At 62.0% G+C, this 11,246-nt stretch carries 15 protein-coding genes; 8 read left to right on the top strand and 7 right to left on the bottom strand.

The features are described 5' to 3' along the window. The first annotated feature begins 12 nt into the window (after positions 1-12). The 4 genes from yihA to AB4Y85_RS03480 all read left to right on the top strand — a co-directional run bounded on the left by yihA (position 13) and on the right by AB4Y85_RS03480 (position 2,826). The gene (yihA, locus tag AB4Y85_RS03465; protein ID WP_441983457.1) at positions 13-678 is read left to right on the top strand and encodes a ribosome biogenesis GTP-binding protein YihA/YsxC; all 666 of its coding nucleotides are present in this window, start codon (positions 13-15) and stop codon (positions 676-678) included. Beyond that, the gene (locus AB4Y85_RS03470; RefSeq protein ID WP_441983458.1) at positions 675-1,043 is read left to right on the top strand and encodes a DUF423 domain-containing protein; all 369 of its coding nucleotides are present in this window, start codon (positions 675-677) and stop codon (positions 1,041-1,043) included. Before yihA ends, AB4Y85_RS03470 begins: the two co-directional genes overlap by 4 nt. Before the next feature lie 78 nt (positions 1,044-1,121). Further along, the gene (argB, locus tag AB4Y85_RS03475; protein ID WP_441983459.1) at positions 1,122-2,024 is read left to right on the top strand and encodes an acetylglutamate kinase; all 903 of its coding nucleotides are present in this window, start codon (positions 1,122-1,124) and stop codon (positions 2,022-2,024) included. A 70-nt stretch (positions 2,025-2,094) separates the two neighbouring features. Next, positions 2,095-2,826: a pyrimidine 5'-nucleotidase gene (locus tag AB4Y85_RS03480; RefSeq protein ID WP_441983460.1), complete on the top strand. Its 732-nt coding sequence runs from the start codon at positions 2,095-2,097 to the stop codon at positions 2,824-2,826. Positions 2,827-2,883: 57 nt separating this feature from the next. On the opposite strand, the gene AB4Y85_RS03485 is transcribed toward AB4Y85_RS03480, so the two are convergent. Both AB4Y85_RS03485 and AB4Y85_RS03490 read right to left on the bottom strand, forming a co-directional pair. Then, entirely contained in the window at positions 2,884-3,387 is a 504-nt protein-coding gene (locus AB4Y85_RS03485; protein ID WP_441983461.1) for a YciE/YciF ferroxidase family protein, read from the bottom strand. A 110-nt stretch (positions 3,388-3,497) separates the two neighbouring features. After that, positions 3,498-4,682: a DNA recombination protein RmuC gene (locus AB4Y85_RS03490; protein WP_441983462.1), complete on the bottom strand. Its 1,185-nt coding sequence runs from the start codon at positions 4,680-4,682 to the stop codon at positions 3,498-3,500. A gap of 85 nt (positions 4,683-4,767) precedes the next feature. Here AB4Y85_RS03490 and def point away from each other — a divergent pair, with 85 nt between their 5' ends. The 4 genes from def to truA are packed head-to-tail and all read left to right on the top strand — an operon-like array spanning position 4,768 to position 7,464. Continuing rightward, positions 4,768-5,286: a peptide deformylase gene (gene def / locus AB4Y85_RS03495; RefSeq protein ID WP_441983463.1), complete on the top strand. Its 519-nt coding sequence runs from the start codon at positions 4,768-4,770 to the stop codon at positions 5,284-5,286. After that, positions 5,283-6,215, top strand: coding sequence for a methionyl-tRNA formyltransferase (gene fmt / locus AB4Y85_RS03500; RefSeq protein ID WP_441983464.1), 933 nt, complete (start codon positions 5,283-5,285; stop codon positions 6,213-6,215). The genes def and fmt overlap by 4 nt, the downstream gene beginning before the upstream one ends. Positions 6,216-6,224: 9 nt before the next feature. Then, the gene (locus AB4Y85_RS03505; protein ID WP_441983465.1) at positions 6,225-6,719 is read left to right on the top strand and encodes a GNAT family N-acetyltransferase; all 495 of its coding nucleotides are present in this window, start codon (positions 6,225-6,227) and stop codon (positions 6,717-6,719) included. Position 6,720: 1 nt separating this feature from the next. Further along, on the top strand, positions 6,721-7,464 hold the full coding sequence (gene truA / locus AB4Y85_RS03510; RefSeq protein WP_441983466.1) for a tRNA pseudouridine(38-40) synthase TruA: 744 nt from the start codon (positions 6,721-6,723) through the stop codon (positions 7,462-7,464). Here the strand turns inward: truA and AB4Y85_RS03515 are convergent. From AB4Y85_RS03515 to AB4Y85_RS03535, 5 genes are all read right to left on the bottom strand, one after another. After that, positions 7,461-8,048 (bottom strand): hypothetical protein, encoded by a 588-nt coding sequence (locus AB4Y85_RS03515; RefSeq protein WP_441983467.1) that lies wholly within the window; start codon positions 8,046-8,048, stop codon positions 7,461-7,463. The two genes, truA and AB4Y85_RS03515, sit on opposite strands and share 4 nt — an antisense overlap. Before the next feature lie 103 nt (positions 8,049-8,151). Continuing rightward, positions 8,152-9,315 (bottom strand): succinyl-diaminopimelate desuccinylase, encoded by a 1,164-nt coding sequence (gene dapE / locus AB4Y85_RS03520; RefSeq protein WP_441983468.1) that lies wholly within the window; start codon positions 9,313-9,315, stop codon positions 8,152-8,154. Positions 9,316-9,318: 3 nt separating this feature from the next. Next, positions 9,319-10,164 (bottom strand): 2,3,4,5-tetrahydropyridine-2,6-dicarboxylate N-succinyltransferase, encoded by an 846-nt coding sequence (gene dapD / locus AB4Y85_RS03525; protein ID WP_441983469.1) that lies wholly within the window; start codon positions 10,162-10,164, stop codon positions 9,319-9,321. A 72-nt stretch (positions 10,165-10,236) separates the two neighbouring features. Then, positions 10,237-10,842, bottom strand: a complete 606-nt coding sequence (gene recR, locus AB4Y85_RS03530; RefSeq protein WP_441983470.1) for a recombination mediator RecR — start codon at positions 10,840-10,842, stop codon at positions 10,237-10,239. 72 nt (positions 10,843-10,914) lie between these two features. Next, a complete protein-coding gene (locus tag AB4Y85_RS03535; RefSeq protein WP_441983471.1) occupies positions 10,915-11,235 on the bottom strand; it encodes a YbaB/EbfC family nucleoid-associated protein in 321 nt (106 codons plus the stop codon). Positions 11,236-11,246: the final 11 nt, after the last annotated feature.

Genomic DNA, 11,246 nt, shown 5'->3' on the forward strand with positions numbered 1-11,246 from the left:
GATAAGAGCCCCATGACCGAGACAAGCCCCCCGAACCAGGACATCGACCCCTTTCTCGAAATCGGCCGCAAGATCTTTGCGGGCGAGGCCGATTTCATTTGGGCGGCAAGCTCCCTCACAGGGTTGCCCCCTATGGGAAAGGTCGAGATCGCCTTTGCCGGCCGCTCGAATGTGGGCAAGTCCAGCCTCATCAATGCACTGACCGGCCGCAACACCCTGGCGCGCACCTCGCATACGCCCGGCCGCACGCAGCAGCTCAACTTCTTCAATATCGGCGACCACTTCAATCTCGTGGACATGCCGGGATATGGCTATGCCGCCGTGCAGAAGGAGAAGGTGCAAGCCTGGACGCAGCTGATCCACGACTACCTGCGGGGCCGTGCGAGCCTTGCCCGCGTCTACGTGCTCATCGACGCCCGCCACGGCATCAAGCCGGTGGATGAAGGTATTCTCGAAACGTTGGGCACCGCCGCCGTCTCCTATCAGGTTGTGCTGACCAAGGCGGATGAATTGAAGGCGGGCGAGCTTGAGAAGTGCATGGCCGACACGGCGGGAAAGATCGCCAAGCGCGCCGCAGCCTTCCCAGAGATCCTGCCCACCTCCAGCCGCTCCGGCTTCGGCATCCCCGAGCTGCGCGCCGGCATCGCACGCCTGCTGAGCGAGCGAGGCGCAGCTTGAACCTCGCTACGCGAGCTCTGATCGTTCTCGCCGCGCTTTCTGGTGTCCTCGGCGTGGGACTGTCGGCTGCAGCTGCCCACATCACGGGCGGCAACCTGACCACGGCGGCTCAGTTTCTACTGTTCCATGCCCCTGCCCTGCTGGCCCTTGCGGCTCTTGCCGCGACTGGCTCTCTCCACCCGCTGCTCGGACCCATCGCAGGCTATATCCTGGTTATGGGGCTGATCCTTTTCTGCGGAGACCTGTCCCGCCGTGCCTTTGCAGACACGCCACTCTTCCCAAGAGCCGCGCCCACGGGCGGCATCCTGCTGATAATCGGATGGATCATCGTCGGGATCGCCGCGCTTGTTCCTGGACGATCCTGAAGTCTTCCTTTGCACAGAACGGCCATTCGGATAGAAGGCAAGCCGTTTTGTCCTGTTTTGTCCCTGCTGGAGTCCCTGATGACCGATCCTAACCAGCTCCCCGACGTCCATGTACAGGCCGAAGTGCTTGTGCAGGCTCTGCCGCATATGCAGCGCTATGACCAGCAGGTCGTGGTCATCAAGTATGGCGGCCACGCCATGGGAGACCGGGCCGCTGCCGAGGATTTCGCCGAGGACGTGGTGCTGCTCGAGCAATCGGGCATCAAGCCGATCGTCGTTCACGGCGGCGGGCCGCAGATCGGCAAGATGCTGGAAAAGCTTGGCATCAAGTCCGAGTTCAAAGGCGGCCTGCGCGTAACCGATGCCGCCACGGTCGAGGTGGTCGAGATGGTGCTCGCGGGCTCCATCAACAAGCAGATCGTCGGCTGGATCGGCGCCGAGGGCGGCAAGGCCGTGGGCCTTTCGGGCAAGGACGGGAACATGGTCTCCGCCCGCAAGGTGACCCGCACCGCCGTCGACCCTGATTCCAACATCGAGAAGGTGGTGGACCTGGGCTTCGTCGGTGAGCCCGAGCACGTGAACCGCGATGTCCTGGACCAGGTGCTCCAGGCCGAGCTGATCCCGGTGCTGGCCCCCGTCGCGACCGGTCAGGACGGCCAGACCTACAACGTCAATGCGGACACGTTTGCGGGCGCCATCGCCGGCGCCATGACCGCCAAGCGCCTCCTGCTCCTGACGGACGTTCCCGGCGTTCTCGACAAGAACAAGAACCTCATCCCGGAAATGACCATCGAGGATTGCCGCCGCCTGATCGCGGACGGCACCATCACCGACGGCATGATCCCGAAGATCGAGACCTGCATCTATGCCCTGGAGAGGGGCGTGGAAGCGGTGGTCATCCTGGACGGCAAGGTGCCTCATGCGGTGCTGCTGGAGCTGTTCACCGACCACGGCGCGGGCACTCTGATCCGGCGGGGCTAGCAGTCGCCCCCAGGAAGGCCTATATTACAAGCAGTGGGGCCGCACGGCCCCATTGTCGTCTTTGAGATCCATGAACGCCAAGCCTGCCATAGAGCCTCATCTGTCTTCTGCCGATTCCCGCGTTTTCTCGCATGTGGACACGTGGGTCTTCGACCTGGACAATACGCTCTATCCGCACACCTCTCGGATATGGCCGCAGGTGGATGAACGGATCACGCTTTATGTCGCAGACCTCTTCGGCATCGACGGCCTGTCGGCGCGGGCTCTGCAGAAGTATTTCTATCATAAATATGGCACGACCCTGCGGGCGCTGATCGAGGAACACGACATCGATCCGCACGACTTCCTCGATTTCGCGCACGATATCGATCACACCGATATCGAACTGAATGCCAGCCTCGGGGAAGCCATCAAGCAACTTCCAGGCCGCAAGCTCATCCTCACCAACGGCTCGCGCAAGCACGCTGAGAACGTGGCAAAGAAGATCGGCATTCTCGATCATTTCGAGGATGTGTTCGACATTGCCGCTTCGAACTTCGTGCCCAAGCCGGAGCGCCGTGCTTATGAGAGCTTTCTGAACAAGCACGGCGTGGAGCCGTCCCGCTCCGCCATGTTCGAAGATATCGCCAAGAACCTCACTGTGCCGCATGAGCTTGGCATGACGACGACGCTGATCGTGCCGAAGACCGTCGATCCGTTCCGGGAAAGCTTCGAGCAGGAAGCAGTGAAAACGCCGGATATCGACTATATCACCAACGATCTCGCGGACTTTTTGCGTCTTTACGCATTGCCTGCAAAATAGCCTGAAAAGAAAATGGCCCCCTTTCGGAGGCCATTTTCTTTATTATTCACGAAAACCTTAAGCGGCCTTGGTGTTGATCTTGCTCTCGGCAATCCGGTTGAGCTTCTGGTCCGTGGACTTTTCCTGATCCAGGATCTGATGCAGCACGCCAGCGCAATCCTCGCGGCCAAGCTGTTTCGCCCAGGCAACCAGCGTACCGTAACGGGTAATCTCGTAGTGTTCCACGGCCTGAGCGGCGGCGAGCAGAGCCGCATCGAGCACCTGCGGATCGGCAATGTCGCCGGAAATTTCCTGAGCTTCGTCGATGATGCCGTCGATGGCCGGGCAGGTCACACCCTTCGGATCGTGACCGTGCATGCGGAACACCTGCTCCACCATCTGGATCTGCTGTTTCGTCTCGCCAAGATGGGTCTCGAAAGCCTGCTTCAGCTGCGGATCGCTGACCTTCGCAATCATCTCAGGCAGTGCCTTCGTGATTTGCTGCTCAGCGTAATAAATGTCCTGCAGGGTGTGAATGAACAGATCGTCGAGCGATTTGATGTCCTTCGAGAAAAGGCCCATAGCGCTAATCCTTCCCAGGTTGTGATGAATCCAGGTACGTTGAGCGCCCGCAATCGCGAGCGCGTCGGATAGTGCTGGGAGAACGTCGCGGCCTGACGGCGGTTCCAGGCCTAATCCACGGCCCGCAGGTTCCGACCCTGAAGGCGCAGCCACTCGGCATGGGCCGCATCACCCTCTTCGAATTCGAGGGTTTCAATCCGCTCGCCACGCTTCACGATCTTGTCGGTCGAGACGCGGATCTGGGCCACGTCTTCCTGAGCTTGGCGGAAATGCTGATCGAGCTTTGCCACACGCCCGTCGAGGCGTGTCACGTCCTCCAACAGCTTCTGCACCTCGACCTGGATCACCTGCGCTTCCTCGCGAATGCGGGCATCGCGGACGAGGGCCTGCATCACCTGGATCGCAAGGGTCAGGAGCGACGGCGAAACGATGACGATGCGGGCACGATGGGCCTTCTGCACCACATCCTCGAAATGCTCCGAGAGATCGGCATAGATGGATTCCGCCGGTACGAAGAGCATGGCGATGTCCTGCGTCTCACCGGGGATCAGGTACTTTTCCGTGATGTCTTTCACGTGCACGAGCATGTCGCTGCGCACTCTGGAAGCGGCGCGGTTTTTCGCATCCTCGCCTTTCGCCTCACGGAAAGATGTAAAGCCTTCCAGCGGGAACTTCGCGTCGATCACGAGGCCGCGCTCATCGCCTGGCAGGCGCACGAGGCAATCGGGACGGGTGCGGTTGGAAAGCGTTGCCTGGAACTCGAAGGCATTCGCCGGCAGGCCATCGCGGATGATCGCCTCCATGCGGCCCTGGCCATAGGCGCCACGGCTTTGCTTGTTGGAGAGAATATCCTTGAGGCCAACGATCTCGCCGGTGAGATTGCTAAGGTTCTGCTGCGCCGCATCGATGACTGCGAGACGCTCATTGAGCTTCGACAGATTCTCGCTCTGATGGCGGGTGGACGCCTCCAGCCCCTGCCCGACACGGTGCTGCAGCCCGTCGATCCGCTCGGAGATCATGCGCACGAAATCGCTCTGGCGCGAGCCGAAGACCTCGGCGATAGTCTGCATCCGACCGGTCATTTCGGCCTGGATGCGGGTGAGTTCGGCCACCTTATCGTCCATCTCCCGCGCCTGCTCGGCGGCAATGCCTGCTTCCATCGCCCGCTCCCGCCGGGACCGGACGAGAAGCACAGTGAGTACCAACAGCAGTAGGAGGCTCGACCCCGCCATTCCGATCACGATATTCCCCCATGTCAGGGCATGGGTGCCGAAGATCAGGACGACGTCGTTCATGTGATAGGCTTCCGGTTGACGGCTTTATCCGAACATATCACGAACGATTTGACCATCCTCCAGGAAGCCCTTATCTCCCGCAAACATGAGCATCAAACCCCTTGTCATCATTCCCGATTCCAAGCTCCGCCTGATTTCCGAGCCCATTAAGGAAATCACGAAAGAGATCCGCCAGCTGGCCGACGACATGCTGGAAACCATGTACGACGCCCCGGGCGTGGGCCTTGCCGCCATCCAGATCGGCCTGCCCATCCGGATGGTGACCATGGACGTGTCGAAGTCCGACGACGAGCGCCAGCCCATGGTGCTCATCAACCCGGAGATCACATGGACCTCGGATGAGAAGCGGGTCTACGAGGAAGGCTGCCTCTCGATCCCGGAATATTACGAGGAGGTGGAACGCCCGGACCGCGTGCGCTTCCGCTACATGAACCTGAAGGGCGAGTCTCTGGAGCAGGAGGCCGATGGGCTTCTCGCCACCTGCGTGCAGCACGAGATCGACCACCTCAACGGCGTGCTCTTTATCGACTACCTGTCGAAGCTCAAGCGCGACCGGGTGATGACCAAGTTCAAGAAGGCCGCCAAGCGCGAGGCCGGAGCATGAGCTTGCGTGTCATCTTCATGGGCACGCCCGATTTTGCGGTGCCCACGCTGGCGGAAATCGTCGGTCAGGGCCATGAGGTCATCGCCGTCTATACACGCGAGCCCGCAGCCGCCGGGCGCGGTATGGAGCTTAAGCCCTCCCCCGTCCATAAGATGGCGGAGCGGTTCGGCATTCCCGTCTTTACGCCCAAGACCCTGCGTACCGAAGAAGCGGCGGAGCAATTCCGCAGCCTCAACGCCGACGTGGCCGTGGTCGTCGCCTATGGCATGATCCTGCCCAAAACCATTCTCGACGCGCCGGAACTCGGCTGCCTCAACCTTCACGCCTCCCTCCTCCCCCGCTGGCGCGGCGCGGCCCCGATCCAGCGCGCCATCATGGCAGGCGACAAGGAAACGGGCGTGGCGGTCATGAAGATGGAAGAGGGCCTCGATACAGGCCCGGTCGCCATGGCCGAGCGCGTCGCGATTGCCCCGGACATGAATGCGGGCGAGTTGCACGACAAGCTGATGGTGCTGGGCGCCGACCTGATGGTGCGTGCCCTGGCCGCCCTTTCCCGTGGAGCTTTGAGCTTCTCGCCTCAGCCTGAGGAAGGCGTGACCTACGCCCATAAGATCAAGAACGAGGATTCCCGGATCGACTGGTCGAAGCCCGCGCAGGCCGTGTACGACCACATTCGTGGCCTGTCCCCGTTTCCTGGCGCTTACTTCACCGCCGATTTCGGCAAGGGCGAGGAGCGCGTGAAGGTGCTTCGTGCGGCTTTGGGAAAAGGCTCCGGCACCCCTGGCATGCTTACCGACAATGATGGTACAGTATCCACCGGCGATGGGGCCGTGCGGCTGATCCAAGTTCAGCGCGCCGGCAAGGGGCCCGTGGCTTTCGATGAATTCCTTCGCGGCGTGAGGATGGATCCGGGCGCCCGCTTTCTGTGAGGCCCCGCCATGAATCTTCGTCTGAAAGAATCGGCCGATGAAGCCGCATTGCGCGCCATTTATGAGGCCTCTTTCGGGCAAATGACTGAGGCGACCCTTGTCCAGCAGCTGCGCATGGATGGCGACCTGATACTCTCCCTTATCGCCTACACGGAGGAACCGGTCGGCCATGTCGCCTTTTCGCGACTGAGTCTCGATGCAGTCCCTTCCATCAAGGGCTGTGGGCTTGCTCCGCTCGCCGTCATTCCGGCGGGGCAGGGCCAGGGCGTCGGTACCTTCCTCGTCGAGGAAGGGCTAAAGCGGATGAGGGCCGAAGGCTACGATCTCGTTCTTGTGCTCGGCGAACCGGAATATTACGGCCGCTTCGGCTTTACGACCACGCTGGCGCGCCAGCTCAAGACGCTTTATGACGGGCCGTATCTCCAGGCCCTCGCCCTTTCCGAAAAAGGGAAAGAGGCTCATGGTTCGATTTCTTACGCCAGAGCCTTCGCAGAACTGAAATAACATGCCTCGCTACAAGCTCGTCGTGGAATACGACGGCACGCCATTTACCGGTTGGCAACACCAGACGAATGGGCTCTCCGTGCAGCAAGCGGTGGAGGATGCCATCGCGCGCTTTGCCGGCGAGACCGTGCGCATTCATTGCGCCGGCCGCACGGATTCCGGCGTGCACGCAACCCATCAGGTCGTGCACGTGGACTTGGCGAAGGAATGGCGCCCGGATACGGTGCGCGATGCCACGAATGCGCATTTGAAGCCCAAGCCCGTCGCGATCCTTGCCGCGCAGATGGTGCCGGAGACCTTCAACGCCCGCATCTCGGCCATCAAGCGCCATTACGTCTACCGCATCCTCAATCGCCGCGCTCCGCCGACGCTGGATTCCACCCGCGTCTGGCATGTGGCCTGGCCGCTCGATGCTGCCGCAATGCACGAGGCGGCGCAGACGCTGATCGGCCAGCATGATTTCACGACTTTCCGCGCGGCGGAGTGCCAGGCGAACAGCCCGATCCGCACTCTCGATCGCCTGGATGTGGAGCGGATCGGCGACGAGATCCGCATCTATGCCTCCGCTCGCTCGTTCCTGCACCATCAGGTACGCTCACTCACGGGCACTTTGGAACGAGCCGGCGCTGGGCGGTGGTCGGTCGCGGATGTCCGCGCTGCCCTCGATGCACGGGATCGCACCCGTTGCGGACCGATGGCGCCTTCGACAGGCCTTTACCTGATTGGCGTCGATTATCCTGACTAGCTTAGGAGGCCGCGCGTCAGGCTTTCCACACCGGCATTCAACAGGATGCCGAAGAGCACGATTGCCAAAGCCGGAAGAGTGGAGAGGCCGAGCGTCGCCTTGGTGGCGAACCATTGGACACGTACGAGGATCACTGCGAAGGCGAGAGTGAACAGACTGGCAAGAGGCGGCGTGGCCCAGCCCAGCAGAAGCAGCATGGCCGGAACCGACAAGACGAGCAGGCCGATCACCGAGATCCAGTTCGTCACGATGACGAAGGGCGCATAGCGGCTGGTGAGCCTTAAAACCCGGGCGATGAAGATCATCGCGAGGGGAAGCGCGATATAGCCGCCCACATGGCCCAGAGCCACCACCGTATCGATCCAGAGATTGCCGAGCAGCGCTCCATTCGGCACCGCACCGATGCGCATGCGCTCGATGGCGAGCGAGATGATGTAGGCGGGAAGCGTCAGCCAGATCGCCGCGAAGGAGCGCCAGAAGCCCCGCTCACTCATGTCGAAGGATTTGAGGCCTTCGGCCCTGCTGTGGAGCAGGTCGATCGCGCCTTTGAACGAGCGGTTGACCTCATCAGCCGTGACGATCATGGAGCCACCTCTTGACGGTTCAGGTGCTCACGAGAACAGGCTGAAGCCGCAAAACGTTCCAGGTTCGATGCGACTTTAGTTTAATACAGCTATGCTTAAAGCCTCAAGCCCCAGGTGCGAAGTAGGCGTTCAACACTTTGCGATAGATCGCCGCAAGCTTGGCCAGATCGTCAACAGCTACGCGCTCGTTGCTCTGGTGCATGGTCTGCCCCACGAGGCCGAGCTCGACCACCGGACAATCCTTCACGATGAACCGGGCATCCGAGGTGCCGCCCGTGGTGGAGAGCTTGGGGCGGATGCCCGTCTCAGCCTCGATGGCATCGGCAATGAAACCCACGAATTCGTTTGGCGGCGTGAGGAACGCGGTGGCGTTCGTCGGCTCTACGCGCAGGGAATAACGAACCGTATTGCCGGCCGCTTCACGCAGGCGGCGGGCGATCTCCTCCTCCAGGCTTTCCGGCGTCCAGAGATCGTTGAAGCGGATATTGAAGGTGGCCCTAGCCTCGGTGGGGATCACGTTGGAGGCGGGATTGCCCACATCCACCGTGGTCACTTCCAGGTTTGAGGCATCGAAATGCTCGGTGCCGCGATCCAGCGGCTCGCGCAGCAGCCCGTCGAGGAGGCGCAGCATGCTGGGAATGGGATTGTCCGCGAGATGCGGATAGGCCACGTGCCCCTGCTTGCCCTCGACCGTGATTTTGCCGGTCAGCGACCCGCGTCGCCCGATCTTGATCATGTCGCCGAGGCGGTCGGGATTGGTCGGCTCGCCGAGGATGCAGTGATCGAATTTCTCGCCGCGCGCCTTCGCCCATTCCAGAAGCTTCACCGTGCCGTTGATGGCAGGCCCCTCTTCGTCTCCCGTGATGAGGAAGCCGATGGAGCCTTTGAAATTCGGATTGTCGCGAATGAACTCCAGCACTGCGGCCATCGAGCAGGCAACGCCGCCCTTCATGTCCACCGCGCCGCGCCCATAAAGCTCGCCGTCATCGATCTCGCCGCTGAACGGATCGTGCTTCCACCGGCTCAGATCGCCCGGCGGCACCACATCCGTATGGCCGGCAAAGAGCAAGTAAGGCTCACCCGAGCCGTAACGGGCATAGAGGTTCTCCACGTCGGGCGTGCCCGGTTCGGAAAACACCGGACGATGCACCTCGAACCCCGCTTCTTTCAGCACGCTCTCGATGAATGAGAGCGCCCCACCCTCCTCCGGCGTGACGGACGGGCAGCGAAGAAGCGATTGGGTGAGAGCGAGGGCGGATGTGTCCATGCATCAATCCCGCAACAGCTCGTTGATGGCGGTCTTCGCGCGGGTCTGTGCATCCACGCGTTTCACGATGACGGCGCAGTAGAGGGACGGGCCGGGAGTGCCATCCGGCAGGGGCTTGCCGGGGAGCGAGCCGGGGACGACGACCGAATAGGGCGGCACGCGGCCGATGAAGACTTCGCCGGTGGTGCGGTCGATGATCTTCGTGGAGGCGGAGATGAAGACGCCCATGGAGAGCACCGAGCCCTCGCCCACGATCACGCCTTCGACCACCTCGGAGCGTGCGCCGATGAAGCAGTTGTCCTCGATGATGGTGGGGTTGGCCTGCAGCGGCTCCAGCACGCCGCCGATGCCGACGCCGCCGGAGAGGTGCACGTTCTTGCCGATCTGCGCGCAGGACCCGACGGTCGCCCAGGTATCGACCATGGTGCCTTCGTCCACATAGGCGCCGAGATTGACGAAGGACGGCATGAGCACGACGCCGGGCGCGATATAGGCGCCGCGTCGCACTGTCGTGTTCGGCACGGCGCGGAAGCCCGCTTCACGGAAACGGTTCTCGCCCCAGCCTTCGAACTTCGAAGGCACCTTGTCCCACCAAGTCGCGCCGTCCGGACCGCCGGACACGACCTTCATGTCGTTAAGTCGGAAGGACAGCAGCACCGCCTTCTTCAGCCATTGATGAACCTGCCACTCGCCGCTGGCCGCTTTCTCCGCCACGCGGGCCTGGCCTGAATCGAGCAGGTTCATCGCTTCCTCGACGGCTTCGCGCACGGAACCCGTGGTAGATATGCTTACATTCGCCCGGTCTTCCCAGGCGGCTTCGACATTACGGGCGAGATCGGTGTTGGACATGGGAAAACTCGGCGCAAGAATTTCGGGTGCCGCTTGATTAGCAACGGGATCGGAGCCTGTCACCTGCGGTTATCAGAACGATGTGCGCTGGCGGATGGCGGCGGAGAGCGTACCCTCGTCGAGGTAATCGAGTTCGCCGCCGACCGGCACGCCGTGGGCGAGCTTCGTCACCTTCACGTGCAGATGACCGAGGAGTTCGGTGATGTAATGCGCCGTCGTCTGCCCATCGACCGTGGCGTTGAGCGCCAGGATGATTTCAACGACATCCGGCTCGGATGCGCGCTCGACGAGGCGGTCGAGATTCAGGTGCTCGGGCCGCACGCCGTCGAGCGGCGAGAGCACGCCGCCGAGCACATGGTATTTCGCATTGACCGCGCCGGAACGCTCCAACGCCCAGAGATCCGACACGTCTTCGACCACGACGAGGATCGACGGATCGCGCTTGGCATCGCGGCAGATCGTGCAGGGTTCCGACGTATCGACATTGCCGCAGGACGAGCACACGACGATGCGCTCGTTGGCGATGCGCATGGCATCGCTCAGCGGGTTGAGCAGCGTGTCGCGCTTCTTGATGAGATGCAAAGCCGCACGACGCGCCGAGCGCGGGCCGAGGCCCGGCAGGCGCGCGAGCAGCTGGATCAGGCGCTCGATTTCAGGACCGGCGACGTGCTGGGCCATGCAGTCTCTCTTTTGCTTTTACCGCATCGCTCGATGCGAAGAACCGGTACCCACTTCTTCGCGCGATACTCCTCAGAACATCTTCAAGCCGGGCGGAATCGGCAGGCCCTTGGTGATGCTTTCCATGCGCTCCTGCGCAGCGCGCTCGGATTTGCCCCGGGCATCGTTCATGGCGGCGACGATGAGATCCTCGAGGATCTCCTTCTCGTCCGGATTCATGAGGGTGGGATCGATGGAAATCGCCTTGAGCGCGCCCTTGCCGGACACCTTCACGGTCACGACACCGCCGCCGGCCGTGCCGTCGACTTCGAGAGTGTCCAGCTCGGCCTGGGCATCCTGCAGCTTCTGCTGCATGGCCTGAGCCTGCTTCATCAGTCCCATGATGTCCTTCATGATCGTATCCT

Origin of the sequence: Microvirga sp. 2YAF29, from assembly GCF_052114605.1 — a bacterium.
Lineage (GTDB): Bacteria > Pseudomonadota > Alphaproteobacteria > Rhizobiales > Beijerinckiaceae > Microvirga.